Origin of the sequence: Nonomuraea sp. NPDC050202 (assembly GCF_040656115.1) — a bacterium.
Lineage (GTDB): Bacteria > Actinomycetota > Actinomycetes > Streptosporangiales > Streptosporangiaceae > Nonomuraea.
In genome coordinates this window covers 182,013-207,047 of record NZ_JBFALF010000004.1, presented here as the reverse complement: position 1 = coordinate 207,047, position 25,035 = coordinate 182,013, and the positions used below count along the sequence as shown (strand labels likewise).

Annotated in this window: 24 protein-coding genes; 13 read left to right on the top strand and 11 right to left on the bottom strand. The window is 71.2% G+C overall.

The genetic code is table 11. The features are described 5' to 3' along the window. Positions 1 to 87: 87 nt before the first annotated feature. From AB0I79_RS14685 to AB0I79_RS14675, 3 genes are all read right to left on the bottom strand, one after another. On the bottom strand, positions 88 to 2,154 hold the full coding sequence (locus AB0I79_RS14685; protein ID WP_357872138.1) for an EAL domain-containing protein: 2,067 nt from the start codon (positions 2,152 to 2,154) through the stop codon (positions 88 to 90). Positions 2,155 to 2,349: 195 nt separating this feature from the next. After that, positions 2,350 to 4,527: an NAD-dependent DNA ligase LigA gene (ligA, locus tag AB0I79_RS14680; RefSeq protein WP_357872135.1), complete on the bottom strand. Its 2,178-nt coding sequence runs from the start codon at positions 4,525 to 4,527 to the stop codon at positions 2,350 to 2,352. 64 nt (positions 4,528 to 4,591) lie between these two features. Beyond that, a complete protein-coding gene (locus AB0I79_RS14675) occupies positions 4,592 to 5,572 on the bottom strand; it encodes a methionine synthase (protein WP_357872133.1) in 981 nt (326 codons plus the stop codon). A 24-nt stretch (positions 5,573 to 5,596) separates the two neighbouring features. On the opposite strand from AB0I79_RS14675, the gene AB0I79_RS14670 reads away from it, so the two are divergent. Next, positions 5,597 to 6,229, top strand: a complete 633-nt coding sequence (locus AB0I79_RS14670; protein ID WP_357872130.1) for an MBL fold metallo-hydrolase — start codon at positions 5,597 to 5,599, stop codon at positions 6,227 to 6,229. Here AB0I79_RS14670 and mnmA read toward each other — a convergent pair. Continuing rightward, positions 6,222 to 7,280, bottom strand: a complete 1,059-nt coding sequence (gene mnmA / locus AB0I79_RS14665) for a tRNA 2-thiouridine(34) synthase MnmA (RefSeq protein WP_357872127.1) — start codon at positions 7,278 to 7,280, stop codon at positions 6,222 to 6,224. The genes AB0I79_RS14670 and mnmA overlap by 8 nt on opposite strands. 66 nt (positions 7,281 to 7,346) lie before the next feature. On the opposite strand from mnmA, the gene AB0I79_RS14660 reads away from it, so the two are divergent. Then, positions 7,347 to 8,399 (top strand): DUF695 domain-containing protein, encoded by a 1,053-nt coding sequence (locus tag AB0I79_RS14660; RefSeq protein WP_357872124.1) that lies wholly within the window; start codon positions 7,347 to 7,349, stop codon positions 8,397 to 8,399. A 39-nt stretch (positions 8,400 to 8,438) separates the two neighbouring features. On the opposite strand, the gene AB0I79_RS14655 is transcribed toward AB0I79_RS14660, so the two are convergent. Beyond that, the gene (locus AB0I79_RS14655; RefSeq protein ID WP_357872121.1) at positions 8,439 to 9,602 is read right to left on the bottom strand and encodes a cysteine desulfurase family protein; all 1,164 of its coding nucleotides are present in this window, start codon (positions 9,600 to 9,602) and stop codon (positions 8,439 to 8,441) included. 53 nt (positions 9,603 to 9,655) lie between these two features. On the opposite strand from AB0I79_RS14655, the gene AB0I79_RS14650 reads away from it, so the two are divergent. From AB0I79_RS14650 to AB0I79_RS14620, 7 genes are all read left to right on the top strand, one after another. Next, positions 9,656 to 10,171 carry a TetR/AcrR family transcriptional regulator gene (locus AB0I79_RS14650; RefSeq protein WP_357872118.1) on the top strand — a complete coding sequence of 172 codons (516 nt, stop codon included), beginning with the start codon at positions 9,656 to 9,658 and terminating at the stop codon, positions 10,169 to 10,171. Between the two features lie 401 nt (positions 10,172 to 10,572). Next, entirely contained in the window at positions 10,573 to 11,760 is a 1,188-nt protein-coding gene (locus AB0I79_RS14645; RefSeq protein WP_357872115.1) for an MFS transporter, read from the top strand. Positions 11,761 to 11,772: 12 nt separating this feature from the next. Next, the gene (locus tag AB0I79_RS14640) at positions 11,773 to 12,270 is read left to right on the top strand and encodes an HIT family protein (RefSeq protein WP_357872112.1); all 498 of its coding nucleotides are present in this window, start codon (positions 11,773 to 11,775) and stop codon (positions 12,268 to 12,270) included. A gap of 119 nt (positions 12,271 to 12,389) precedes the next feature. Continuing rightward, positions 12,390 to 13,289: an ABC transporter ATP-binding protein gene (locus tag AB0I79_RS14635; RefSeq protein WP_357872110.1), complete on the top strand. Its 900-nt coding sequence runs from the start codon at positions 12,390 to 12,392 to the stop codon at positions 13,287 to 13,289. Further along, a complete protein-coding gene (locus tag AB0I79_RS14630) occupies positions 13,286 to 14,050 on the top strand; it encodes a hypothetical protein (RefSeq protein WP_357872107.1) in 765 nt (254 codons plus the stop codon). Before AB0I79_RS14635 ends, AB0I79_RS14630 begins: the two co-directional genes overlap by 4 nt. Positions 14,051 to 14,079: 29 nt before the next feature. Next, complete coding sequence (locus AB0I79_RS14625; protein ID WP_357872104.1) at positions 14,080 to 14,781, top strand: response regulator transcription factor; 702 nt, start codon at positions 14,080 to 14,082, stop codon at positions 14,779 to 14,781. A gap of 5 nt (positions 14,782 to 14,786) precedes the next feature. Next, positions 14,787 to 16,205 (top strand): HAMP domain-containing sensor histidine kinase, encoded by a 1,419-nt coding sequence (locus tag AB0I79_RS14620; RefSeq protein ID WP_357872102.1) that lies wholly within the window; start codon positions 14,787 to 14,789, stop codon positions 16,203 to 16,205. 65 nt (positions 16,206 to 16,270) lie between these two features. Here AB0I79_RS14620 and AB0I79_RS14615 read toward each other — a convergent pair whose 3' ends face one another. Together AB0I79_RS14615 and AB0I79_RS14610 are read right to left on the bottom strand one after the other, a co-directional pair. Next, the gene (locus tag AB0I79_RS14615; protein ID WP_357872099.1) at positions 16,271 to 16,888 is read right to left on the bottom strand and encodes a dihydrofolate reductase family protein; all 618 of its coding nucleotides are present in this window, start codon (positions 16,886 to 16,888) and stop codon (positions 16,271 to 16,273) included. A gap of 68 nt (positions 16,889 to 16,956) precedes the next feature. Continuing rightward, positions 16,957 to 17,718 carry an SDR family oxidoreductase gene (locus AB0I79_RS14610; RefSeq protein WP_357872097.1) on the bottom strand — a complete coding sequence of 254 codons (762 nt, stop codon included), beginning with the start codon at positions 17,716 to 17,718 and terminating at the stop codon, positions 16,957 to 16,959. A 182-nt stretch (positions 17,719 to 17,900) separates the two neighbouring features. Between AB0I79_RS14610 and AB0I79_RS14605 the strand changes: the two genes are divergently transcribed. Beyond that, the gene (locus tag AB0I79_RS14605; RefSeq protein WP_357872094.1) at positions 17,901 to 18,743 is read left to right on the top strand and encodes a helix-turn-helix transcriptional regulator; all 843 of its coding nucleotides are present in this window, start codon (positions 17,901 to 17,903) and stop codon (positions 18,741 to 18,743) included. Positions 18,744 to 18,768: 25 nt separating this feature from the next. Here AB0I79_RS14605 and AB0I79_RS14600 read toward each other — a convergent pair whose 3' ends face one another. Both AB0I79_RS14600 and AB0I79_RS14595 read right to left on the bottom strand, forming a co-directional pair. After that, positions 18,769 to 19,863, bottom strand: coding sequence for a hypothetical protein (locus AB0I79_RS14600; RefSeq protein WP_357872091.1), 1,095 nt, complete (start codon positions 19,861 to 19,863; stop codon positions 18,769 to 18,771). 166 nt (positions 19,864 to 20,029) lie between these two features. Next, positions 20,030 to 20,419 carry a hypothetical protein gene (locus tag AB0I79_RS14595; protein ID WP_357872089.1) on the bottom strand — a complete coding sequence of 130 codons (390 nt, stop codon included), beginning with the start codon at positions 20,417 to 20,419 and terminating at the stop codon, positions 20,030 to 20,032. 115 nt (positions 20,420 to 20,534) lie between these two features. Here AB0I79_RS14595 and AB0I79_RS14590 point away from each other — a divergent pair, with 115 nt between their 5' ends. Then, positions 20,535 to 21,086: a hypothetical protein gene (locus AB0I79_RS14590; protein ID WP_357872087.1), complete on the top strand. Its 552-nt coding sequence runs from the start codon at positions 20,535 to 20,537 to the stop codon at positions 21,084 to 21,086. 26 nt (positions 21,087 to 21,112) lie between these two features. On the opposite strand, the gene AB0I79_RS14585 is transcribed toward AB0I79_RS14590, so the two are convergent. Then, positions 21,113 to 21,910: a helix-turn-helix domain-containing protein gene (locus tag AB0I79_RS14585; RefSeq protein WP_357872085.1), complete on the bottom strand. Its 798-nt coding sequence runs from the start codon at positions 21,908 to 21,910 to the stop codon at positions 21,113 to 21,115. An 86-nt stretch (positions 21,911 to 21,996) separates the two neighbouring features. On the opposite strand from AB0I79_RS14585, the gene AB0I79_RS14580 reads away from it, so the two are divergent. Together AB0I79_RS14580 and AB0I79_RS14575 are read left to right on the top strand one after the other, a co-directional pair. Beyond that, positions 21,997 to 22,425 (top strand): hypothetical protein, encoded by a 429-nt coding sequence (locus AB0I79_RS14580; RefSeq protein WP_357872082.1) that lies wholly within the window; start codon positions 21,997 to 21,999, stop codon positions 22,423 to 22,425. Between the two features lie 217 nt (positions 22,426 to 22,642). Beyond that, complete coding sequence (locus AB0I79_RS14575; protein WP_357872080.1) at positions 22,643 to 23,749, top strand: Fic family protein; 1,107 nt, start codon at positions 22,643 to 22,645, stop codon at positions 23,747 to 23,749. Between the two features lie 313 nt (positions 23,750 to 24,062). Here AB0I79_RS14575 and AB0I79_RS14570 read toward each other — a convergent pair whose 3' ends face one another. Continuing rightward, the gene (locus AB0I79_RS14570) at positions 24,063 to 25,016 is read right to left on the bottom strand and encodes an electron transfer flavoprotein subunit alpha/FixB family protein (protein WP_357872077.1); all 954 of its coding nucleotides are present in this window, start codon (positions 25,014 to 25,016) and stop codon (positions 24,063 to 24,065) included. Positions 25,017 to 25,035 lie beyond the last annotated feature (19 nt).

The window sequence follows — 25,035 nt, the reverse complement described above, 5'->3', positions numbered from 1 at the left end:
CCCGTTTCGTGGATGGAGTCTTTGGACACTGCCATCCTAGGGGGCTTGACCAAGCAGCCCCGAACCATTAACCCACCGGCAACATCCTCAGGCCGAGCTGCTGACCTCAGGCTGGTACCCGTACTCCGCCGCGCCGCCCGCCCGGTCACGCAGCCACACGGCGGCCTCCTCGGCCGGCATCGGGTGGCAGAACAGCCAGCCCTGCCCCACGTCGCAGCCCATCTCCACCAGCCGCATCGCCACGTCGTCCGACTCCACGCCCTCCGCGACCGAGCGCAGCCCGAGCGAGCGGACCAGGTCCACGATGGAGCGCACGATGCGGTAGTCGTCCTCCGACTCCGCGATCCGGCGGACGAACGAGGCGTCGATCTTGACCTCCGACACCGCCAGCCGCTGGAGCCGGATCAGCGAGGAGTAGCCGGTGCCGAAGTCGTCGAGGGCCAGGGGGACGCCGAGCGCGGCCAGGGCCTTGATCGTCTCCTGGGTGTAGGCCTGGTCACCGGTCAGGATGCGCTCGGTGACCTCCAGCTGGATGGCGGTGGGCGGCAGGCCGTACCTGGCCAGGCCGACCTCGAGCTGCTCGGGCAGCGCGGAGGCGAGCAGGTCGCGGGCGGAGATGTTCACCGAGATCTGCACCCGCAGCCCCGTGTGCCACCAGGCCGCCGCCTGCTCCAGCGCCTCCTCGACCACGTACGCGGTGAGCTGCCGCATCAGGTACGACTGCTCGGCCAGCGGCACGAAGTCCGACGGCGCGATCGGCCCGTGCACCGGGTGCCGCCAGCGCAGCAGCGCCTCGACCCCCTGGATGTCGCCGCCGCCCAGCCCCACCTTGGGCTGGTAGTGCAGGCGCAGCTCGCGGTTGTCGATCGCCCGGCGCAGGTCGCCGAGCAGGGTGAGGCGCTCGGGCGAGTTGCGGTCCTTGTCGGGCTGGTAGAGCTCGACGCCGGTGCGCCCCTCCTTGGCCAGGTACATGGCCACGTCGGCCCGTTGCAGCAGCAGCTCGAAGTCGGGCGCGTGCTCGGGGTAGAGCGCGATGCCGACGGAGGCGTCGAGGTCGAACGTCATGCCCTCCAGGCGTACGGGCTCGGTCAGGGCCGCCCGCAGCCGGGCCGCCACCTCCCTGGCCGCGTGGGCGTCCCTGATCGAGGGCAGCAGCACCGCGAACTCGTCGCCGCCCAGCCTGGCCACGACGTCGCCGGGCCGTACGGAATGGGTGAGCCGGTGCGCGATCAGTTGCAGCAGCCGGTCGCCCACCGGGTGTCCCAGCGTGTCGTTGACCTCCTTGAACCGGTCGAGGTCGAGCAGGAACAGCCCGACCCGCTCGTCCTGGCGCGCCTCGGCCAGCGCCTCCTCGGTGCTGACGATGAGCATCTTGCGGTTGGGCAGGCCGGTCAGCTCGTCGTGCAGGGCCTGGTGGTCGCGGCGCATCGAGAGCGTGGCGGTGAAGTAGACGGCGGCCAGTGGGGCGACGAAGAGCGGCACGAGGCCGGGCGAGTGGCTCATGACCACCACGACCAGGGGCGCCAGGCCCAGCAGCCCGGTGTAGACGAGGCTCTGCGGGCCCACGGTGACCTTCAGCACGCGCATGATCGAGCGCCGCTCGTGCAGCGCGACCGCGCCGCTCACGAGGGTGGCCCTGGTGACGAAGTAGGCGATGCCGGCCAGCGCGATCGCCAGCAGGTCGCCCCCGCCGGGCACCCACGGCGCGGCCGGGCTCGGCACGATGCCGAACGTCCCCAGCACCACGGCCGCGGCGGTGAGCGCGAGCGTGGACTGGGCGATGTTGAACATGACCCGGTGCCACGACCTGCGCGTCACCACGCCATTGATCACGACGGCCACGGCCTGCATCAGCACCGCCACGGGCAGCCCCAGGTGGAGCAGCACGGCGAAGGTGAACATGGTGGACGGGTACGTGCCGCCGACGGTCGTCGCGGACGACACCATCACCGGCCGGAGCTCCCCCAGGATCACCAGCACCGCGAGCACCCAGAACAGCGGCGTGCGGGCCAGGCCCGCCACCCCGGCCGCGTCCAGCCTGAGCATGGCCACCACCAGAGCGGTGAAGCCGATCACAGTGATTCCCGCGAGGTAGCCCCACAAGGGTGTGCCGACGCGTGGTCCGGTGTCGCGGGTGTCGGTTGGGTCAGTCATCGGTAACAGAACCCCCATTAGGTCACTATGGGAGGGTACGACCTTCACCCCACTTCGCGAAACCAAGCGCGTACGTTCCGTCACTTCTCCTTCCCGACATATACCCAAAAAGCACCCTCAGTAGCAAACCGAGCACACAACGAAGAAGGGGCCCGCCCGCACCCCTGCGGACGAACCCCTCTTCCGGCCGGGACGCTAGCCCTCCGGCGTGACCGCCACCCCGGCCGCCGCCTCCGGCCCCTCGGCGAGCAGCACCTCGAACCCGGCCCCGTCGAGAATCGGCACGCCGAGACTGACCGCCTTGTCATACTTCGACCCGGCGTTCTCCCCCGCCACCAGGAACGACGTCTTCTTCGACACCGACCCGGACACCTTCCCGCCCCGGCTGGTCAGCGCCTCGGCGGCCGTGTCACGCGTGTAACCCTCCAGCGTGCCCGTCACCACGAACGTCAGCCCCTGCAACGTCTGCGGCCCCTTCTCGGGCGCCGGCTCGTCCTCCATCCGGACGCCGGCCGCCCGCCACCGCTCGATGATCTCCCGGTGCCAGTCGACCTCGAACCACTCCTTGATCGTGGCCGCCACCCTGGGCCCGATGCCCTCGACCGCGGCCAGCTCCTCTTCGGAGGCGTTCATGACGGCGTCGATCGAGCGCATGGCGTCGGCCAGGTCGCGCGCGGTGGGCGGGCCGACGTGCCGGATCGACAGGGCGACCAGGATCTGCGCGAGCGGCACCTGCTTGGCCCGCTCCAGCTCCTCGATGAGCAGCCGGGCGCCGGCGCTGGGCTGACCGTCGAGGTTGGAGAAGAAGGTGACGACCTTCTGCTCGCCGGTCTTCGGGTCCCTCTTGGGCAGGCCGGTGTCCTGGTCGCGGACCACCGACCTGATCGGCAGCAGCTTCTCCAGGGTCAGGTCGAACAGGTCGGCCTCGGTGCGCACCACCGGCTCCTGCGGCGGCAGCGGCTGGGTGAGCGCCGTGGCCGCGACGTAGCCCAGCCCGTCGATGTCGAGCGCGCGCCGGCCTGCCGCGAAGTAGATGCGCTCGCGGATCTGGGCCGGGCAGCCGCGCGCGTTGGGGCAGCGCAGGTCGGCGTCGCCCTCCCTCTCGTACGCCAGCTCGGTGCCGCACTCCGGGCAGTGCGTGGGCATGACGAACTCCCGCTCCGACCCGTCGCGCAGCGCGGCGACCGGCCCGACGATCTCGGGAATGACGTCGCCCGCCTTGCGCAGCACCACGGTGTCGCCGATGAGCACGCCCTTCTTGACCACGATGGCCGCGTTGTGCAGCGTGGCCCGCTCGACGGTCGAGCCGGCCACCACGACGGGCTCCATCACCGCGTACGGCGTGACGCGCCCCGTCCGCCCCACGCCCACCTGGATGTCGAGCAGCTTGGTGTTGACCTCCTCCGGCGGGTACTTGTACGCGATCGCCCACCGCGGCGCCCGCGAGGTCGAGCCCAGCTCCCGCTGCGTGCGGAAGTCGTCGACCTTCACCACCACCCCGTCGATCTCGTAGGCGGGGTCGTGCCGGTGCGCGCGGTAGTGCTCGATGAACTCGTTGATCCCGTCGAGATCCGGCACCACCTTGTACAGGTCGCTGACCGGCAGGCCGAACTCGCGCAGCCGGTCGTAGCAGTGGGACTGCGTCCGCGGCTCCTGCGCGCCCTCCCAGATGCCGATGCCGTGCACCAGCATCCGCAGCGGCCGCTGGGCCGTGATACGCGGGTCCTTCTGCCGCAGCGTGCCCGCCGCGGAGTTGCGGGGGTTGGCGAACGGCGGCTTGCCCTGCTCCACGAGCTGCTCGTTGAGCTGCTTGAAGCCCTCGACCGGGATGTAGACCTCGCCGCGGATCTCGACCAGGCTCGGGATGTCGTCGCCCTTGAGCCGGTGCGGGATGCCCTTGATCGTGCGGACGTTGGCCGTCACGTCGTCACCCGTGCGCCCGTCGCCGCGGGTCGCCCCGCGCTCCAGCTTGCCGTCACGGTAGACCAGCGCCACGGCCAGCCCGTCGATCTTCAGCTCGCACAGGTAGGGGCCGGGATCGCCCTCGGCCAGCCGCTCGGCGCGCGCCTGCCAGGCCGCCATGCCCTCGGCGTCGAAGGCGTTGTCGAGGCTCTCCATCCGGTTGAGGTGCTGCACCTTGGCGAAGTCACCCGACGGCGCGGCGCCCACCTTCTGCGTGGGCGAGTCGGGCGTCTGGAGCGTCGGATGCGCCTCCTCCAGCGCGAGCAGCTCCCTGAACCACCCGTCGAACTGGGCGTCGCTCACCGTCGGCTGGTCGAGCACGTAGTAGCGCCAGCGGGCGTCCTCGACCAGCTCGCTGAGCTCGGCGTGCCGCTTGAGCGCACTCACCGGGACACCCTCGACCTCATCCACGTGAGCCTCCTTCCGTACGATGACCTGTGCAAACGCTATCGTCGGGCACCGACACAACCACCGCTCAACCCTCTCGCGGATCGTCCCTGAGCACCTGCGCCGCCTTCCGGCAGGCCGCCAGCGCCGCCCGCGCGTACGCCGGGGAGGCCCCTGCCAGCCCGCAGGCCGGGGTCAGCACGACCTGCGAGGCCAGCCGGTCGGGCGCGAACCCCAGCCGCCGCCACAGCTCCAGCGCCGGCTTGGCCACCACGCCGGGGCCGGCCAGCCGCGTGTCCCTGCCCGGCACGACCCCCATGAACAGCGCCGTCCCGGCCTCGAACAGCTCGCCCAGCTCCTCGTCGTCCCTGCGCCGCAGCAGCGCCGCGTCCACCGACACGGCCCGCACCCCCGCCCTGCGCAGCAGCGCGTACGGCACGCCCGGCGCGCAGCAGTGCACGACGGGATCCTCGAACGAGCGCAGCGACTCCTCCACCCGCCACTCCTCGACGGCCGCCAGCCGCCCGAACCCGGAGGCGGTCGGCACGGTCCCCGTCAGCACCCCGGGCAGCCCCGGCTCGTCGAGCTGGAGCACGATCTCGGTCACGCCGGGCAGCCGCCGGCGCACCTCGGCGCAGTGCTCGGCCACGCCCTGGGCCAGCGAGGCGGTCAGGTCGCGTACGGCGCCCGCGTCGGAGAGCATCTTGTCCCCGAACTTGAGCTCGATCGACCCGGCCAGCGTCCACGGCCCGCAGACCTGCAGCTTCAGCGGCCCCGTGTAGTCGTGACCGACCTCCTCCAGCCCGTCGAGGTCGCGCCGCAGATGATCGACGGCCCGCTGGTGGTCACGCCCCGGCCGGTCGGTCAGCCGCCACCCGGAGGGCTGCACCTCCACGGGCAGGTCGACGAGGAGCGCGGCCGTCCGCCCCACCATGTCCGCGCCGACGCCTCTGGCGGGCAGCTCGGGCAGGTACGGCAGTCCTGGCACCTCGCCGAACACGACTCTGATCGCTTCAAGATGATCCTCGCCCGGATGCGAACCGACCCCGGTGGCTTCCCACGTAGACATGGGCACAAGCGTAGGCTCTGCCGAATGAAGCTCACGAAATTCGGCCACGCCTGTGTGCGCGTGGAGAAGGACGGCAAGGTCCTGGTCATCGACCCGGGCACGTTCACGCGGGACCCGGTGCTCGACGGCGCCGACACGGTGCTCATCACCCACGAGCACTACGACCACGTGGACGTCGAGAAGCTGAAGGCCGCCTCACCCGAGCTGGAGATCTGGACCTGCGAGGCCGTCGCGGCGAACCTGGCCGAAGTGCCGGGCAAGGTCCAGGTCGTGCGGCACGGCGACGACTTCGAGACGGCCGGTTTCCAGGTCAGGGTCTTCGGCGAGTGGCACGCCAGGAACCACCCCGACATACCCGTCGTGCAGAACGTCGGTTTCCTGCTCGACGACGAGCTGTTCTACCCGGGCGACGCGCTCACCGTCCCCCAGGCCGAGGTGGGCACGCTGCTGGTGCCGACCGGCGCGCCGTGGCTGAAGCTGGGCGAGGTGGTGGAGTATCTGCGCGAGATCCGCCCCGCGCGGGCGTACTCCACCCATGACGCCCTCTACGGCGAGCTCGGCTACCGCCTGGTGGACGGCTGGCTGAAGATGGAGGCCGACAAGCAGGGCGCCGACATCCGCCGCATCCCCGTCGGCGAGTCGACCACGCTCAGCTAGCGGAGACGATGGTGGCCGAGCCGATCACCGTCGCCCCGGAGTAGAGCACGGCCGCCTGGCCCGCCGCGACACCCGTCGCGGGCCGGGCGAGCTCGATCGTCAGCCCGCCCCCGCGCTCCTCGAACCGGCACGGGTAGACCTCGCCGTGCGCCCTGAGCTGCACGGTCAGGTCGTCGCGGCCGGACGGGCCGTTCCACACCGGGGCGCCGCAGGTGATCGTGGTCACCTCCAGCGCCGCACGCGGGCCGACCGTCACCGTGTTGGACACCGGCTCGATGGACAGCACGTAACGCGGCCTGCCGTCGGGCGCCGGCCGGTCGATGCGCAGGCCCTTGCGCTGCCCGACCGTGAACCCGTGAGCCCCCTGGTGGCTGCCCACGACCTCGCCGCTCTGGTCGACGATCGGCCCCTCGGCCGCGCCGAGCCGCTCGGCCAGGAAGCCGCGCGTGTCGCCGTCGGCGATGAAGCAGATGTCGTGGCTGTCGGGCTTGTCGGCGACGGTCAGGCCGCGCCTGGCGGCCTCCTCACGCACCTCGGCCTTGGTCGAGTCGCCCAGCGGGAAGATCGCGTGCCCGAGCTGCTCGCGGGTGAGCACGCCGAGCACGTACGACTGGTCCTTGCCGTGATCGACGCTCCTCGACAGGACCCCGTCGACCAGCTTGGCGTGGTGGCCGGTGGCGACGGCGTCGAAGCCCAGGGCCAGCGCCCGGTCCAGCACCGCGGCGAACTTGATCTTCTCGTTGCAGCGCAGGCAGGGATTGGGGGTGCGGCCCGCGGCGTACTCGGAGACGAAGTCCTCGACCACGTCGCGCTGGAAGCGCTCCGCCATGTCCCAGATGTAGAAGGGGATGCCGATCACGTCGGCGGCGCGGCGCGCGTCGCGCGAGTCCTCGATCGTGCAGCAGCCCCTGGCCCCCGTGCGGTGGGATTGGGGGTTGGCCGACAGCGCTAGGTGGACACCAGTGACGTCGTGACCGGCCTCGGCGATCCGAGCGGCGGCCACGGCGGAGTCGACGCCGCCCGACATGGCGGCAAGCACACGCAGTCCCATGACCGTTCCAGCGTACTGTCCGCCTGGGAGTGCGCGACCATGCCCTCGGTCTGGGAGTATTCGACCATGCGACTGTTCGGGCGCAAGGACGCAGACGAAGGGGCCGCCGGGCCGGCCGAGGCCATCGCCGGATTCTGGGCGTGGTGGCAGGAGGCCAGGCCGCGGCTCGACGCCCTGCTGGGAGCGGGCGACGCCGAAGGGGTGGAGGAGCTGCTCACCCCGGCGGTCGCCGCGATCAACCCCGGGCTGGTCTACGAGGTGGCCCCCGGCAGGCAGGCCGCGCACGCCCTGGTGGTGACCGCGGCGGGCGACGCCGAGCTGCGCTCGCTCGCGCACCGCTGGGCCAAGGCGGCGCCGCCGTCCGACCTGCTGTGGGAGTTCCACCCGTCGCGCCAGGCCAACCCGCAGGCGACGGAGCTCAAGCTCGACGTGGGCGGCTTCGTGTTCGAGCTCGACAAGCTCACGCTCGGCCTGCGCGTGCCGCGCAACCAGCCCAGGGTCGACGTGGCCGCCTACCACCCCGTCTTCGGCGAGCTCGACGAGGACACCCGGCTGGAGACCACGCTGCTGGCCCTCGACTGGCTGCTCGGCGAGGACGACGTGGCCAGGTGGGTGGGCGAGATCACGGCGGTCACGTTCGAGCCGATCGACTCCGTGGCGGCGGTGCACCTGCCCGCCGTCGTCGCCGACGTGGCCTCGGGATACTCCGAGGAGGAGTGGATGCTCCTGGAGGGCCAGACCGGCACCGGCGCGCCGCTGGTCGCCACGGCCCGCCACCCGCTGCGTCCGGTGGACCACCCGCTCTTCGACCAGCACATCGCGATCACGCTCCCGTACGCGCACCGCGACGAGAACGGCCTGCCGGTCGGCGACTCCCTCGCCGCGCTGCGCGACTTCGAGGAGCGCCTGGCCGCCCGCCTGCTCAAGCTGCGCGACGACGCCGTGCTGGCCGCGCACCTCAGCGCCGAGGGCCACCGGATCATCCACGTGTACGCCGACCCCACGGGCGAGGCCGCGATCCACGCCAAGGAGCTGATCGTGGGCTGGGAGGAGGGCGAGCCCCGGGTCGACGTGAGCTCCGACCCTGCCTGGACCGCGGTGGCGCCGTTCCTTACCTGAGCAGCGCCCGGCCCGGCACCTGCGCGCCTGGGCGCGGGGTCAGCCGAGCCCCGCGCGCCGGGCCCGCTCCACCGCGCCGGGGAGCACCTCGATCAGCCGGTCCACGTCGTCGCGCGTGGAGGTGTGCCCCAGCGTGAAGCGGAGCGAGCCGCGCGCCGCCGCCGCGTCGGCCCCCATGGCCAGCAGCACGTGGGACGGCTGCGCGACGCCGGCCGAGCAGGCCGAACCGGTCGAGCACTCCACCCCCTTGGCGTCGAGCAGCATCAGCAGCGCGTCGCCCTCGCAGCCGGGGAAGGAGAAGTGCGCGTTGCCGGGCAGCCGGTTGACGGGGTCGCCGTTGAGCACCACGTCGGGCACCGCCTCGCGGACACGCCGGATGAGCTCGTCACGCAGCTCCACCAGCCGCCGCTCCAGCGCCTCCTGCTCCCGCACGGCGGTGCTGACGGCGGCGGCGAGCCCCGCGATGGCGGGCGCGTCGAGCGTGCCGGAGCGCACGTCGCGCTCCTGCCCCCCGCCGTGCTGGACGGAGACCGGCGTCAGCCCCCTGGCCAGCAGCAGCGCCCCGACCCCCATCGGCCCGCCGATCTTGTGGCCGGTGAGCGTGAGCGCGTCGGCCCCCGAGCCGGAGAACGACACGGGCAACTGCCCGACCGCCTGGACCGCGTCGGTGTGGAACGGGATGCCGTGGTCGTGCGCGATGGCGGCCAGCACGTGGACCGGCTGCACGGTGCCCACCTCGTTGTTGGCCCACATGATGCTGATCATGGCCACGCCGTCGGGGTCGCGCTCGATGGCGGCGCGCAGCGTCTCGGGGTGCACCCGGCCGTGTTCGTCCACCTCCAGCAGCTCCACCTCGGCGCCCTGGCTGTCGGTCAGCCACTGGGCGGGGTCGAGCGCGGCGTGGTGCTCCACCGAGCTGATCAGCACGCGCCTGCGCGGGCGGCGCGCCCAGTAGAGGCCCTTGATCGCGAGGTTGTCGGCCTCGGTGCCGCCGGAGGTGAACACGACCTCGCTCGGCCTGGCCCCGAGCGCGCCGGCGATCGTCTCGCGCGACTCCTCGACCACCCGGCGCACCTGGCGACCGGCCGCGTGCAGCGAGGAAGCATTTCCGACGCGTTTGAGTTGAGCCGTCATGGCCTCGATCGCTTCGGGCAGCATGGGGGTGGTCGCCGCATGATCAAGGTAGGCCGACGGTCTGGTCACGTGCTCAGAGTATCTCGTTTGCGACTGTACCGTCCGGACGGTATAGTTGAGGCATGCGAAGGGACGAGCTGTTGGACGCGGCAGAGGACCTCCTCTGCGACCAGGGCTCGGCCGCGCTCACCCTGGCGGCCGTGGCCGACCGGGCGGGCGTGAGCAAGGGCGGTCTGCTCTATCACTACGGCTCCAAAGAGGCCCTGATCAAGGGCATGGTGGAGCGGTTGATCGAAGACTTCGACACACTCATGGCCGCTGAGCCCGGCGGCACGTATACCGAGCGCTACCTGGGTGCCACCCTGGCCGCCGTCCGCTCCGGCAGGCTGCGGCGATGGGCGGTCGTCACGGGGGCGTCGGGCAACCTCTTCCTGCTGGCGCCGCTGCGCGAGGCCATGACCCGATGGCATCGCGAGGAGCTGAGCCAGGAGCCCGACCCGGTGGCCTCGCAGATCGTCCGCCTCGCGTGCGAGGGGCTCTGGGACGTGGCCAGCCACGACCCGGAGCTGAACACCGAAGCGGACCTCCAGGTCCTGGAGCAGCGCCTCAAAGCGCTCATCGAACCCACGTCCGCCTAGGTCCTGCCCCCTTCGTCCCGGGCCGCCGTACGGCCGGCCCGCCAACCATCCTGCCCCGACGTCGTGGCCCGGATGCGGGTCGCGGCCCCCGGTGTGCCCGCGTGCCGCTCCCCTCCGGTACGCCCGCGCCAGGGCAGGCCATCGCCGCCGACCGCCCGGTCGGAGTCGCCCGTCGACGCCGCTGCCCGTCGCTCTCCGCCAGGAGGCGTCAGGACAGCGGCTTCCTGACGGCCCGGCACGCTGACCCCCCGGCAGGCCCACACGCCGCCCCCCGGCCGACCCGACCCCCGGCCGACCCGACCCCCCGGTCGGCCCGGCACGCCGGGCCCCGTGCTGCCCCGCAGCACACCTGCCATGCCCGATTCATCACGAAAAACTATGAACTTCAGTGAGGTGGCCTTATGACCCGCGAGCTGAGGAGTGCCCGTTACGGGGCGGTCCTCACCTTTGTCCTTGCCGGCCTGATGGTGGGCACGATGACCGTGCGCATCCCCGCCCTGACCGACAAACTCGGCCTGTCCGAGGCCATGGTCGGGACGATCCTGCTGGTATGGGGCCTGGGCGCTCTGGTGACCATGCAGTCCATGCGGCGCGTCATGGCGCGCGTGGGCAGCCGGACGCTCCTGCGGGCAGGCGGCCCCCTGACGGCACTCGGCCTCCTCGGCGTGGCCCTGGCTCCGGACCTTCCCCTGCTCCTGGTGGCCGTGGCGCTCTTCGGCATGGCCTTCGGCACCGTGGACGTCGCCATGAACGCCCAGGGTTCCGCAGTCGAGCAGGCGTACGGGCGCCCGCTGATGAACGGCATGCACGCCGGCTGGTGCGTGGGCGCCATCTCGGCGGGCGGGCTGGGCAGCCTGGCGATCGCCGCCGGCCTGCCGTTCACCGTGAACGTGGCGCTGGTCGCCCTGGTCTCGCTGCCGGTCATGGTGCTGCTCGGCCGTACGTACCTGCCGGAGCCCCCGGCGGCGGAGACCGCGCGGCAGGGCCGCCGGCGCATGCCGCCGATCGTCTACCTGCTCGGCACGATCATGTTCTTCGCGTTCATGGTCGAGGGCACCGTGGCCGACTGGAACGGCCTCTACCTGCGTGACGAGCTGGGGGCACCCGAGGCCGTGGCGGCGCTCGGTTACCCGGTCTTCGAGGCGGGCATGCTGATCGCCCGGCTCACGGGTGACCGGCTGCGCGTCAGGTTCGGGGTGCGCGGGATGCTGACCGCGTCCGGGGTGGCCACGGCCGGGTTCTTCGCGGTCGTGCTGCTGGCGCCGGCGGCGCTGGTGGCGGTGTCCGCGATGTTCTTCGTCGGGCTCGGCGTGGCGACGATCTCGCCGCTCACGCTGTCGCTGGCGGGCACGGCCACGGACGCGCCCGGACCCGCGATCGCCCAGGCCGGCGCCATGGGGTACGCCGGGCTGCTGCTCGGCCCCGTGGTGATCGGGTTCCTGTCGGACGCGACCTCGCTGCGTACGGCGCTCGGCATCGGCGTCGTGCTCGGCGTGCTGATCGCGGTGTCCGGACGGCTGCTCCCGCGCCGTGAGCCGGCCGAGCTGGGCTCCCTGCCCGCCCGCGAGGCCGTGGAGGCCGCGGCCTGACATCATCAGGTGATGGATCTTGAGCGGAAAGTGCCCTTCGACGTCGCCGCCTACGTGGCACGGGTGAAGTCGCGCCCCTGCTTCATCTGCGCCATCGTGGCCGGCGACCCGGATCACGCCCTCGAACAGATCGTCTACGAGGACGAGCGGCACCTGGCGTTCCTGCCGCGCTACCCCACCGTCCCCGGCTACGTGCTGGTCAGCCCGAAGCGGCACGTCGAGCACGTCGTGCGCGACCTCGACGAGCACGACTTCCACGCGATCATGGGCGTGGTCAGGAGGGTGGCGCTGGCCGTGGAGTCGGTGGTGCCGTCGGAGCGCACGTACGTGCTCTCCCTGGGCAGCCAGCAGGGCAACGCGCACCTGCACTGGCACATCGCCGCGCTGCCGCCCGGCACCCCGTACGAGGAGCAGCAGTTCCACGCGCTGATGGCGGAGAACGGCGTGCTGCCCCGGACCGGAGAGCAGGCCGAGGAGCTGGCCGCCCGCCTCAGGGCGGCGCTCTCCTGAGACATTCCTGTGGATCCGGCGCGGGCCCCGCCACGCACACCACGTGGCGGCCCCGCGCTCACAGAGAACTCACAGAACCGCCCAGAGTCCCGCCAACCACCCGCCGCACGCTGGACGTCATGATCCAGCTCAACGGACTGACCAAGCGCTACGGCGAGAAACTCGTCGTGGACGATCTCACCTTCACGGTACGGCCGGGCCTCGTCACCGGCTTCCTGGGCCCGAACGGCGCGGGCAAGAGCACGACCATGCGCATGGTCCTCGGCCTGGACCTGCCCACCGCCGGCAAGGCCACGATCAACGGCCGCCACCACCACGAGCTGCCGCGCCCGCTGCGCGTGATCGGCTCGATGCTGGAGTCGCAGGCCGTGCACCCGCGGCGCACCGCGTACAAGCACCTGCTCTACCTGGCGCAGACGAACGACCTGCCGGCCTCCCGCGTGGACGCGGTGCTCGACCTCGTCGGGCTGTCGGACGTGGCGGGCAGGCAGGCGGGCGGCTTCTCGCTGGGGATGAGCCAGCGGCTGGGCATCGCCGCCGCGCTGCTCGGGGATCCGCCGGTGCTGATGCTGGACGAGCCGGTCAACGGACTGGACCCGGAGGGTGTCCGGTGGGTCCGCACGCTCATCAGAGGGCTGGCCGCCGAAGGCCGTACGGTACTCGTCTCCAGCCACCTGATGAGCGAGATGGCGATGACCGCCGACCGGCTGGTGGTCATCGGCAGGGGCCGGCTCATCGCGGAGGGCGACCTCGGCGAGTTCACCGAGACGGGGGCGGCCGTGGTCGTCCGCACGCCGGAGGCGGCGGCCTTCGCCCGCCGGCTGGAGCTGGCCGGCGCGCACGTGCAGGCGGGAGAGGCCGGCGAGCTGCTGGTCACCGGCCTCAGCATGCCTGACGTCGGGCGGCTGGCCTGCGCGGAGAGCGTACCCCTGTACGAGCTGGCGGCACGGCGCGTCTCGCTGGAGGAGGCGTTCATGGACCTCACCCGCGACGCCGTCGAGTACGGAGCGGCCCGATGATCGAGACGGCGCTGCTCAGGGCTGAATGGACGAAGTTCGCCAGCATCAGGGCCACCATGGTGCTGTCGCTGGCGGCCGTCGCCGTGTCGGGGGCGTTCGGGTGGTTGTTCGGCAACGCGGGGGCCACCGAGTACGCCGAGCTCACGGCGCAGGAGCGGCTCGACTTCCAGCCGCTGGACATGAGCATGCGCGGTGTGTTCATCGCCCAGCTCCTGATCGCGGCGCTGGGGGTGCTCATCACCTCCTCCGAGTACGGCTCGGGCACCATGCGGGCCAGCCTCGCCGCCGTGGGCGCACGCGGCCGGCTGCTGGCCGCCAAGGCCGGGCTGACCGTGCTGACCGCCCTGCCGGTGAGCGTGGCCGCGATCTGGCTGATGTACACGATCGGCCAGGTCACGCTGGCCGCGAACGGGGTGCCGTACGTCATGCCGGGCGACCCGGCCGCGCTGCGGATGTTGCTGCTCGGGCCGGTCGTGCTGGCCCTGCTGGCGCTGTTCGGGATGGCGCTGGGGTTCCTGCTGCGCACCACGGCCTCCGCCGTGAACACCGCCACCGCGTTCCTCCTGGTGCCCATCCTGGCCTCTCCCTCGCCCGCTCCCGTACGCGACTTCATCCAGACCTTCTGGCCGAACACCACCGCCTTCCAGGCCCTCTCCGGGACCTCCGCGCTGCCGCCGGTGGTGGCGTACGGGCTGTTCATCGCCTTCGTCGCGGTCCTGGTGGTCGCGGCCTTCGTCCGGTTCAAACAGCGGGACGTCTGATTACGCTGGACACCGGGGAGGTGCCTCACTTGGGCGAACGGCTGCTGGTGGTCGACGACGAGCCCACCGTCAAGGAGCTGCTGTCGGCGACCCTGCGCTTCGCGGGCTTCACCGTGACCTCGGCTGACAACGGCACGCAGGCGCTGGAGGCGGCCCGGCTCGACCCGCCCGACCTGGTGCTGCTCGACGTCATGCTGCCCGACCTGGACGGTTTCGAGGTCATCCGCCGCCTGCGCGGCCTGCCCAGGGCGGGGGGACGCCCCGGCCCGGTGCCGGTGCTGTTCCTGACGGCCCGCGACGCCACCGCCGACAAGATCAACGGGCTCAGGCTCGGCGGCGACGACTACGTGACCAAGCCGTTCGACCTGGAGGAGCTGCTGGCTCGCATCCGGGCGATCCTGCGGCGCACCGGCGCGGTCCCCGACGACCACACGCTCGTCGTCGGTGACCTGGAGGTCGATCCCGACGCCCACCAGGTGACCAGGGCGGGGCAGCCCGTGCGGCTGTCGCCCACCGAGTTCAGGCTGCTGCTCCACCTGGTGCTGAACGCCGGGCGGGTGGTGCCGAAGCCGCAGATCCTGGAGCACGTGTGGCGTTACGACTTCGCCGGCGACACCAGCATCGTCGACACGTACGTGAGCTACCTGCGGCGCAAGCTCGACACCACCGGCCCCAGGCTGATCCACACCGTGCACGGGGTCGGCTACCTGCTGCGCAAACCACGCTCATGAGGAGGATGTCGCTACGAGCCCGGCTGCTGTCGATCACGGTGGCCCTGCTGGTCGTCGGCCTGGTAGTGATCAGCTCGGTCGTCGTACGGCAGCTCGAGCACCAGCTCCTGGCCCGGGTGGACGCCCAGCTCGCACCCATGAGCAGGGCGTTGTCCACGATGCCGCCGGAGTTGCTGGGCCGGCTGCAGGCCCAGGTGGGCCGGCGGCCGCTGACGGCGGACCCGCTCGACCTGATCACGAAGGGGTACGTGGGTTACCTGTCCGCCGGCGGCGCCGTGCTGCACTCCTTCGGCGACCTGGCGAGCCCCGGCCTGCCTCGCCTCGACGCCGCCGAGGTGGCGGCGCGCGCCGGCGAGCCGTTCACCGTGGAGGGCGCGGACGGGCAGGAGTGGCGGGTGGTGGCGCTGCCCGCGCGCGGCGGCACCGCGCACTCGGGGGTGGTCGCCGCGGTGTCGCTGGAGACCGTGCACGCGACGGTGAGCCGGGTGCGCGCGGCCTGCCTGGTGGCCGGCGCGATCCTTCTGGCCGTGCTGGCGCTGGCGGGCGGGATCGCGATCAGGGCCGGGCTGGCCCCGCTGCGCCGCGTGGAGGAGACGGCGGCGGCCATCGCCGGCGGCGACCTCACCAGGCGCGTGCCCGAGCCCGCCGCCCCCGGTACGGAGGTGGGGCGGCTGGCCCGCTCGCTCAACACGATGCTCGCCCAGATCGAGCAGGGCGTGGCGGCGAAGGTGGAGTCGGAGGCCCGGATGCGCAGGTTCGTCGCCGACGTCAGCCACGAGCTGCGTACCCCGCTGTTCGGGATCAAGGGCTTCTCCGAGCTGTACCGCATGGGCGGCGCCGAGGCCGGGCCGGCCATGGCCCGCATCGAGAGCGAGTCGGGCCGCCTGGCCAAGCTGGTGGACGACCTGCTGCTGCTCGCCGGGCTCGACGAGAGCGACGGCCCGGGGCTCGACCTGACCCCGATGGACCTGCGTACGCTGGCCGCCGACGCCCGGCACGACTTCGCCGCCCTCGACCCCGCCAGGCCCATCGCCTACACCGGCCCTTCCGGCGGCCCGGCCGCCAGCGCTCCCGTGCTGGGCGACGAGGCCCGGCTGCGGCAGGTGGTCAGCAACCTCGTCGGCAACGCCGTCACCCACACGCCCGCCGGCACGCCGGTCAGGATCGGGGTCGGCACGGACGGCGGCGAGGCGGTGCTCGTGATCGCCGACGAGGGGCCGGGCTTGGAGCCCGAGGAGGCGTCGAGGGTCTTCGACCGCTTCTACCGGGCGGACGGCTCCCGTGCCCGCGCCACGGGCGGGGCCGGGCTCGGGCTGGCCATCGTCCGGTCGATCGTGGCGGCGCACGGCGGGCGGGTGGAGCTGCGGTCGGCGCCGGGCAGGGGCGCGGCCTTCGAGATCAGGCTTCCCGCCGCCGCCCCCTGAACCGGGCCGCTTCCCAGGCTTCCGCCGCCGCCCCCCTGAACCGAGCCGCTTCCCAGGCGCGCCGTTCAGCCCTCCTGCGCGAAGTCGCCGTACGTCGGCTTGCCCGCCGGCCGGTACACGCTGACCACGCAGCCGCTCCCCGTCGTCCTGGACTCGATCAGGCGCATCGCCGTCGCCGTACGTCCCGGCTCGAACAGCCGCATGCCGCTGCCCAGGACGACCGGGTACGTCCACAACCGCAGCTCGTCGAGCATGCCGTGGTCCAGCAGCGTCCTGGCCAGCGCGCCGCTGCCGTGGATCTGCAGCTCGCGGCCCGGACGCTCCCGCAGCTCGGCGATCTTCTCGAGCACGTCGGTCCTGATGATCGTCGTGTTGTGCCACTCGGCCCTGTCCAGGGTCGTCGAGACGACGTACTTGGGCAGGGTGTTGAGGCTGGTCGCGATCACATCGTCCGCGTCGGTGACGGTCGGCCAGAAGGCCGCGAAGATCTCGTACGTCCTGCGGCCCAGCAGGAACGCATCCGCCTCGGCGAACCACTGCTCGGAGAAGGTGCCCAGCTCCTCGTCCGCGTAGGGGAACTGCCAGCCGCCGTGCTCGAAGCCGCCGCTGGGGTCTTCGGTGGGCCTGCCGGGCCCCTGCATGACGCCGTCCAGCGAGAGGTAGGTGGCCAAGGTGATCCTCACGAGCGTGCTCCCATCGGTTGCCGGGGTCCCCTACCGATGATGACCCGCCCGGCGGGCGGAACTCATCGTCAGCTCTGCTGGGCGGTGGGCATGATGGTGACCTGCTGGAGGTTCGCCCGCGGCGGCAGGCTCGCCACGAACCCGACCGTCTGCGCCACGTCCTGCGGCGTGAGCCACTCCATCGTCTGCTTGGAGCCCTCCAGCCACGCCCGCGCGCCCTCGTCGGTGACATGGCTCTGCAGCTCGGTGCCGACGATGCCCGGCTCGATCGCCGAGACCCGCACGTTCTTGGGGCCCAGCTCGACGCGCAGGTGCCGCGACAGGTGCGTGACGAACGCCTTGGTCCCTGAGTAGACGGCGAAGTTCGGGAAGATGTTCTGCGCCGCGATCGACGAGGTGTTGATCAGGTCGGCCACGCCGCGCTCGCCCGCGGCCACGACGAGCTGCGGGACGAACGCGCCGATCACGTTCATCAGGCCCGAGATGTTCAGGTCGATCTGGTGCTGCCACTGGTCGGCGGCCAGCTCCTCGACCGGGGCGGGCAGCATCACGCCCGCGTTGTTGAACAGCAGGTCGGCGCCGCCCAGCTCGGCCGCCACCCGCTCGGCGGCGGCCCGCACCGCCGCCGCGTCGGTGACGTCGGCCGCCAGTGCCAGCGCCCGGCCCCCGGCCCGCTCGATGCGGGAGACCAGGCCGTCCAGCCGCTCCGCGCGCCGTGCCAGAACGGCCACCCGCGCGCCCAGCCCGGCCAGGTGTTCGGCCGTGGCCTCGCCGATCCCGCTGGAGGCACCGGTGACGACGGCCACGCGGCCGGAAAGAGAGGTGTTCATGGTGTGTACGCCCTTCGACGTCCTGCGCGGCCGGTCGCCGCGCTCCTCCACCAGCACACCACCCGCGACCCCGCTCGCGGGGTGCCCGAGGCTGCCCTGACCAGGCAGGTAACCGCGAAACAGGTACTGGCAGGGCCACCCCGGCGGCCCCGCCGGCACGCGGGCCGGGCCACACTGGGGACATGGACCGCAGTCGCGAGCTCGCCGACTTCCTGCGCACCCGCCGCGCCCGGATCACGCCGGACCGTACGGGGCTGCCCGCCGACGGCCGCCCCCGCCGCGTGCCCGGCCTGCGCCGCGACGAGGTGGCCAGGCTGGCCGGGGTCAGCACCGAGTACTACACGCGGCTGGAGCAGGGCCGTGCGGGCAACCCCTCGCCCGAGGTGACCGAGGCGCTCGCCCGGGCGCTCCAGCTCGACCCCGCCGAGCGCGAGCACCTCACGGACCTGCTGACCCGGCCCGCCCGCCACGCCCCCATCAGCCCGCAGCGGGTCAGGCCGGGGCTGCACCTGATGCTGCAGACCCTCGACCACGTGCCCGCCTTCGTCCTCGGCCGCCGCACCGACGTCCTGGCCGCCAACCGCCTGGCCCGTGAGGTGCTGACCGACTTCGACGCCCTGCCCGCCACGCAGCGCAACCTGGCCAGGTACTACCTGCTCGACCCCGAGGCCCGCACCCGTACCGGCGACTGGGAGCGCATCGCCGCGGAGACCGTCGCCATGCTCCGCCTCGAAGCCGGCCGCTACCCCCATGACCGCCGCCTCGCCGACCTCATCGGCGAGCTCACCCTGCGCTCGCCCGAGTTCAGCACCTGGTGGAACGACCACCGCGTGCTGCGCCGCACGCACGGCGCCAAGCACTACCACCATCCGCTCGTCGGCGAGCTGCACTTCGCCTACGAGTCCTTCCAGCCTCCCGGCGATCCGGACCAGACGTTGTGCGTCTACAACGTCGAGCCCGGCTCCCCGACCGCCGACGCCCTCCGCCTCCTGGCCGGCTGGACGGCACCCGCCCCCTCGTCCTAGGACCCGCGCTGCGGGGTCAGCACGTTCACGAAAGGGATTGCTGGAAGAAGAACACGATGAGCGAGGCCAGGATTCCGGCGACGTATTGCAGGATATTCGCTGTCTTGATGGGCAGCGCAGGCAAGGACGAATAGTAAGAATACGCCTTGAGTTGCTCCTCGGACTTGTTGAGCCGCACCCATGAATCGTGCGCATGCGTATCAGGCTCCAGCAGCGGCAGGAGGATGTCGTCCAAGTGATGGCGAACGATCCTGGCGAGAGTGACATACGGCTGCACACCGACGTACAGGGCGATGCCGGCACCCACCACAGGGAAGCTGATGATGAAGAGGCTCAGCGCCATCCCGGGATTCTGTGCGGCCAGGATGATGCCGGTCAGCTCCGTACCTATGAGCCCCACCCCCATCGCGGCCGAGACCAGGGCATAGCAGCGGCACAGGTGGACCATGGCAGGGGTACGCGCAGGGTCGATCCAGGAGAACCGTAACCCGCTGAAATGCCGAATACGCAGCGGCAGGTCAGCGAAGGTGATCAGCCAGTACAACGCGTTGCCGCCCAGGAATCCCGACCATCCGGCATGCACGTACAGAGCCACCGTCGACTCCATGCTGCTCGTCGGCTGCAACGACGTGAACACCACCAGGGCGCAGGCGATGGCGACTCCACACAGCGAGCTCAGCAACTGCCATCCGAAGCTCATGCGCCTGCGCAGCCAGACGAGCAGCTCATCGCGCTGCGGGGAGTCGCCGAGCAGTTGCCCCAGGGGAACCACGAGCCGTTTCGCGTATGACCACGCGCTCCACGCGAAGGCGAGCATGAGCAGAGCCGTAAGGGTTACGGAGCCGGTCCACATCAGTTCCTGTCCGCCACGCAGTGTCTGGCTCGGCGCCACGACAAGAAGCAGCAGATCGACCACGTACGGCCAGGTTGCCACGAGCAGGACGGAGATCGCGGCAGCCAGCCGACTCGTTTTCGCGGCACTCAAGGACCGGGAAAGCCAGACGATGAAGACTTTCCGGTATCCCGACTCCAACACATCGAAGAGCTGACCTATATACGATGATTCGTGCACATCTGACCGGTCGGCGGCGATCAGCCCGTCAAGAGGCTCACTCGACATGTTTCTCCTCGAACGCGAAACTGCGAGAGGGCGGCCTTTCGGGCCAGTATCCATCAGAGCCGAACTCCGGGATAGTGCCGCCGGCCCCGCCTCCGTATTCGCGTGATCACAGCCCCGCACGCGGCAGGCGAGGAATCATCCCGCGGCATCGGTCACTCGACGGTCATCAGCCGTCGATCGGCGCGCAGATCACATATACGTCGATCGGCGTCGTCTTCTCCTTTTCGTTCATGAAGAAGAAGCTCCACGCGTTGTTCACCTCGTCCGGCTTCCCGCTCGTGTTGCTAGGAGCGCTCACCTCGGCGATCACCAGGCTCTCCCGGTCGTGCTCGCCGAGATGGGCGTAGCCGCCGCCGACGGCCTGCTGCCCCTTCGGGCACACCACGTTCGTGGAGAGGTAGCCGGCCGGGATCGACCTGCGCTCCTTGACGTAGCTGACCTGTTCGCCGCCGCTCCACGGGGGCCCGTCCGCCAGTGCCACACCACCCGCCACGAGTGCCGCACCCGCCAGCGCGCCTGCCGCGACCAGCCAGATCGCCCTGCCGAACCCTCTCATGACCACTCCCCCGTGCCCAGGTACGTGATCACGGTAGGGCGACACGCTTGACGATCACTTACAGGATTTGTGGACATCCACGTGAGACGTCGGCCTTGATCGATAATGTGCCGGGATGAGTGAGGTCTTCCCTCGGCATGTGTTGTGCGTGCTCGGCTCCGGCCTGGAGCTCTCGGAGATGCAACGGATCGCGGCCGGCTTCGGCGGCTTCGTGCTCGACCGCGAGTACTCCGAGGCTGAGCCCGACCCCCGGATGCCGGGCGCGTTCGAGGCGAGCATGGCGGCGGTCTCGTTCGACGAGGCGGACCGGGACGCGGTGCGGTCCCACGACACCGTCGGCTACCTGCTGTCGGCGCCCCTGATGCGGGAGCTGGCGGCCGACACGTCCCGGCGGCTGCTGGCGGCGACGGCCGCCCTGCTGCGCTCCGGCGCCGCGGCCGTGAAGAACGAGAGCAACGGGCTCACCCACGGCCGCGCCCGCTGGTTCGCGCTGGCCGACGACGCCGCCGGGGCCACGAACGAGAACCTGGCCGCCGCGCTCGTCACCGCCTGGGTCAAGCGGCCCGCGCCGCGCTGGGTGCTGCGCACCGGCACATGCGACCGTTACGACGAGGACGACCTGTTCTTCAACCCGTACGGATACGTCCGCCTCACCCGCGAGGAGTGACACCGCGCTACCCGCGGATCTCGCCCTCATCCGCGAGCAGTGGCGGCACGCTGCCTGAGAATCTTCGCCGTGGCCTCGTCTGCGGGCAGGAACGCTTCGAGCCGCAGCTCGGAAAGCGTGACGTCGACGGCGGTCGCGAACGACGTCAAGGTGCTGATCAGCCGCAACTCCCCCTCCGGCGCCCGCAACCGCAGCGGCACCGCGAAGCCGAGGTGCTCGGCCGGCGGATCCAGCTCCGGCAGGTACCCGTCCAGCTCGGCGATGAACTCGTCGAGCCCCGGATCGGGGCTGCGCAGCGCCTGCTCGCGTAGGCTGCCCGTGATGTGGCGCCCCCACTCGGCCAGGTTCTCCACCCGGCGGGCCATCCCTTCCGGGTGCAGGGCGAGCCGGAGCACGTTGACCGGCGGCTCCAGCAGCGCGGGCGCGACCCCCTCGCCCAGCACCCCGAACGCCGCGTTGGCGGCGACCAGCTCCCCGTACGGCCGCACGACGGCCGCCGGGTACGGCAGGTGCCCCTCGAGGATGCGTTCCAGCGCTTCGCGCACCGGGCCGAGCTCGGGCGCGTCCAGCCTCGACTCGGTGTAGACGGGGGCAAAGCCGGCAGCGAGCAGCAGCCCGTTCCGCTCCCGCAGCGACAGGTCCAGTGATTCGGCCAGCCGCACCACCATGGCCCGCCCCGGCCGGGATCGCCCCTGCTCCAGGAAGCTCAGGTGGCGCTGTGTGGTGTCGGCCCTGATCGCCAGGTCGAGCTGGCTGAAGCGGCGGCGCGTCCGCCATCGCCGCAGCTCGCGGGCGAACCGATCAGGCTTCGTCGGCACCGTCATGCCCCCATTCATACTGCACGCCGGCGGCTGCGCGATTCCCTGCGGGGAATCGCGGGACCGCAGGGCTTGGCCGCAGACTGCCGGGCATGAGCAACGCTTTCGACGTGCAGCAGTGGGCCGGCCGTTACGTCGCCCAGTGGAACGAGCCCGACCCGGCGGCGCGCAGCGCCCTCATCCGCGAGCTGTGGGCGAAGGACGCCGTCCACGTCCTGGTCGACCCGCCCGAGGCGATCCGCGACGCCGCCGCGGCCATCGCCTTCCCCGCACCGCCGCTGGAGGTCCACGGCCACGATGCCCTGGACGCCCGGGTGACGCGTGCCTACGAGATGTTCGTGGAGCCGGGCGAGCACGTCTTCGAGGCGGCCGGGCAGGCGGTCCTGCTGCTGCCGCGCGTGGTCGGCGTCCGGTGGTCGATGGTGTCGGTCCGTACGGGCGAGGCCGTCGGCGGCGGTCTGGACGTCCTGACCCTGGACGGCGACGGCCGGGTCCTGTCCGATCACCAGTTCATCGGGTGAGCCATGCACCAGAATCGTCGTCACGACGGGACGGCGGGCCGGCACTGGTGGACGCGAATCGCGCTCAACGGCAACGTTCCACTCCTACCGGCGGGGTCGCCGATGAAGCAATGTCTAATTGAAGTAGCCTTAGCCTAGCTATCATGACTAGATGAAGTCCTCATCGCTACATCCGCCGATCTACAGAACGCCCGCCCTGAGCTCAGAGGATCGAGCCGTGCTGGCCGAGATCCATGAGATGCGCAAGAAGCTCCGGCACGTCCTGCGAACACCCAAACGTTGGGAAGGCAACCTGCGCCGATCCGCGTTGGCGCGAGCGATTCGGGGATCCAACAGCATCGAGGGCTACCGGGTCGCCGAGGACGACGCCGCCGCTGCGCTCGATGATGCCGAGCCGATCAGCGCCGATGAACGGACTTTCCTGGAGATCCAGGGATACCGGCACGCCTTGGGCTACGTGCTGGCGATGGGTGAAGAGGACTATTCGACTTTCGACTCCACAGAGATTCGCGCGATGCACTACATGATGCTTCGACATGAACCATCGAAGTCGCCCGGCCGGTATCGCAAGGGGCCCGTCTTTGTGCATGACGACCGCACAGACCGCGTGGTCTATGAGGGTCCTGATGCCGCGAACGTCCCTGCGCTCATGGAGGCGCTGGTCGAGAGCCTGCATGCCGAGCCAGAGATCGATCCGATCGTACGCTCCGCCATGGCGCACCTGAATCTGGTGATGATCCACCCCTTTCGCGACGGCAACGGGCGCATGGCTCGCGCCCTTGCGACATCCGTGCTCACCAGATCCGATATCGGGGAGCCCGAGTTCTCCAGCATCGAGGAATGGCTTGGAGCAAATACCGAGGACTACTACTCCGCCCTGGCCCTCACGGGGCACGGTTCCTGGCGACCACGCGACGATGCGAATCTTTGGCTGTCGTTCAATCTGCGTGCGCACCACATGCAGGCCCAGACCGTGGCTCGACGGATCGAGGAGGCCGGAGTCACGTGGTCCGAGCTTGACGCCCTCATCGCCGAACATGCGCTGCCCGAACGCTCGATCGATGCCATGTTCGAAGCTGTCTTGGGCTACCGAGTCAGGCGCGCCGGCTATCTCAAGCGCACCGGTGTCGAGGACCAGACCGCCACCCGCGATCTGGCCGCTCTGGCCAACGCCGGAGTCCTCATCGCACACGGCAGCGGAAGAGGACGCTTCTACACGGCAGGCGAACCGTTGCAGCGCATTCAACAAGGCCGTCGAGCAAGGCGAACCCCACTCGCCGATCCGTACCCGTGGATGCGACCGCATCTTGCTACGGCACCTTGACGCACAGTCGGACGGCATGAGCCCGGCGATCACAGGCTTGGCCGGCGAAGCCTGGGGATGTAGCGATGACTTCTTCAACCAGTCGAATCGCCGATGCGATGACTAGTCGATGTAATCATCGCTACATCTCGTCCCGCCTTTCCCACCGATACGGGTGAGCCAGGATTCCTCGGGCAACGGTAGTGCCGCCGGGATCACGCAGGCGGAGGTCCGGGGGACACGTCGAGGGGCTCGCGCCCCCCGAAGTCACGGTCTGGGCCCCGAACGCGTGGCGCCGAGGCGGGAAGACCGCGCCGCTACCCCCGGATCACCCCTACTTGCGCTTGTTGACCTCCTCGGTGAGCTGGGGCACGATCTGGTGGAGGTCGCCCACCACGCCGTAGTCCGCCAGCTCGAAGATCGGGGCCTCGGGGTCCTTGTTGATGGCCACGATCGTCTTGGCCGTCTGCATGCCGGCCCGGTGCTGGATGGCGCCCGAGATCCCGGCCGCGATGTACAGCTGCGGAGACACCGTCTTGCCCGTCTGGCCCACCTGGAACTGGTGCGGGTACCAGCCGGCGTCCGTGGCGGCGCGGGAGGCGCCCACCGCGGCGCCGAGGGCGTCGGCGAGGCCTTCGATGACCGAAAAGTTTTCGGCCGAGCCGACGCCGCGACCGCCGGAGACGACGATGGCGGCCTCCGTCAGCTCGGGCCGGGCGCCCTTCTCCTGCTTGACGCGCTCGACCACGCGGGCGGCCTTCGCGGCGTCGGAGAGGGTGACCGAGACCTCCTCCTCCGTCCCGGCGCCCGCGGCGGCCACGGGGGCGGTGGAGTTGGGGCGTACGGCGACGATGGGCGTGCCCTTGCGCACCCGGGAGTGCACGTTGACGCCGCCGCCGAAGATGGACTGGTCGGCGACGAAGCCCTCGCTCAGGCCGACGGCGTCGGTGATGACACCCGAGTCGGTCTTGATGGCCAGGCGGCCCGCGATCTCCTTGCCCTCGGCCGTGGCGGCCACCAGCACCGCCGCGGGCGACTTGCCGGCGACGAGCTGGGCGAGCAGCTCGGCCTTGGGGGCGACCACGTAGTCGACGATGTCGCCGGCGCCGGCGACGTAGATCTTCTCGGCGCCGTACTCGGCCAGGCGGGCCTTGGCCTCGGGCGTGATGCCGGGGCCTGCCCAGACGGCGGCGGGCGTGCCGAGGGAGCGGGCCAGGGTCAGCAGCTCGAGCGTGACCTTCTTGACCTCGCCTTCGGCGTGCTCAACGAGAACGAGAATTTCCGACATTTCCGTTTAACCCCCGTTC

Bases quoted from the DNA above. Each gene is read 5' to 3' on its own strand.
- AB0I79_RS14685 (WP_357872138.1), bottom strand. From the start codon at position 2,154: ATGACTGACCCAACCGACACCCGCGACACCGGACCACGCGTCGGCACA.
- AB0I79_RS14675 (WP_357872133.1), bottom strand. From the start codon at position 5,572: ATGTCTACGTGGGAAGCCACCGGGGTCGGTTCGCATCCGGGCGAGGAT.
- AB0I79_RS14670 (WP_357872130.1), top strand. From the start codon at position 5,597: ATGAAGCTCACGAAATTCGGCCACGCCTGTGTGCGCGTGGAGAAGGAC.
- mnmA (WP_357872127.1), bottom strand. From the start codon at position 7,280: ATGGGACTGCGTGTGCTTGCCGCCATGTCGGGCGGCGTCGACTCCGCC.
- AB0I79_RS14660 (WP_357872124.1), top strand. From the start codon at position 7,347: ATGCGACTGTTCGGGCGCAAGGACGCAGACGAAGGGGCCGCCGGGCCG.
- AB0I79_RS14650 (WP_357872118.1), top strand. From the start codon at position 9,656: ATGCGAAGGGACGAGCTGTTGGACGCGGCAGAGGACCTCCTCTGCGAC.
- AB0I79_RS14645 (WP_357872115.1), top strand. From the start codon at position 10,573: ATGACCCGCGAGCTGAGGAGTGCCCGTTACGGGGCGGTCCTCACCTTT.
- AB0I79_RS14640 (WP_357872112.1), top strand. From the start codon at position 11,773: ATGGATCTTGAGCGGAAAGTGCCCTTCGACGTCGCCGCCTACGTGGCA.
- AB0I79_RS14635 (WP_357872110.1), top strand. From the start codon at position 12,390: ATGATCCAGCTCAACGGACTGACCAAGCGCTACGGCGAGAAACTCGTC.
- AB0I79_RS14630 (WP_357872107.1), top strand. From the start codon at position 13,286: ATGATCGAGACGGCGCTGCTCAGGGCTGAATGGACGAAGTTCGCCAGC.
- AB0I79_RS14620 (WP_357872102.1), top strand. From the start codon at position 14,787: ATGTCGCTACGAGCCCGGCTGCTGTCGATCACGGTGGCCCTGCTGGTC.
- AB0I79_RS14610 (WP_357872097.1), bottom strand. From the start codon at position 17,718: ATGAACACCTCTCTTTCCGGCCGCGTGGCCGTCGTCACCGGTGCCTCC.
- AB0I79_RS14605 (WP_357872094.1), top strand. From the start codon at position 17,901: ATGGACCGCAGTCGCGAGCTCGCCGACTTCCTGCGCACCCGCCGCGCC.
- AB0I79_RS14600 (WP_357872091.1), bottom strand. From the start codon at position 19,863: ATGTCGAGTGAGCCTCTTGACGGGCTGATCGCCGCCGACCGGTCAGAT.
- AB0I79_RS14595 (WP_357872089.1), bottom strand. From the start codon at position 20,419: ATGAGAGGGTTCGGCAGGGCGATCTGGCTGGTCGCGGCAGGCGCGCTG.
- AB0I79_RS14590 (WP_357872087.1), top strand. From the start codon at position 20,535: ATGAGTGAGGTCTTCCCTCGGCATGTGTTGTGCGTGCTCGGCTCCGGC.
- AB0I79_RS14585 (WP_357872085.1), bottom strand. From the start codon at position 21,910: ATGACGGTGCCGACGAAGCCTGATCGGTTCGCCCGCGAGCTGCGGCGA.
- AB0I79_RS14580 (WP_357872082.1), top strand. From the start codon at position 21,997: ATGAGCAACGCTTTCGACGTGCAGCAGTGGGCCGGCCGTTACGTCGCC.
- AB0I79_RS14570 (WP_357872077.1), bottom strand. From the start codon at position 25,016: ATGTCGGAAATTCTCGTTCTCGTTGAGCACGCCGAAGGCGAGGTCAAG.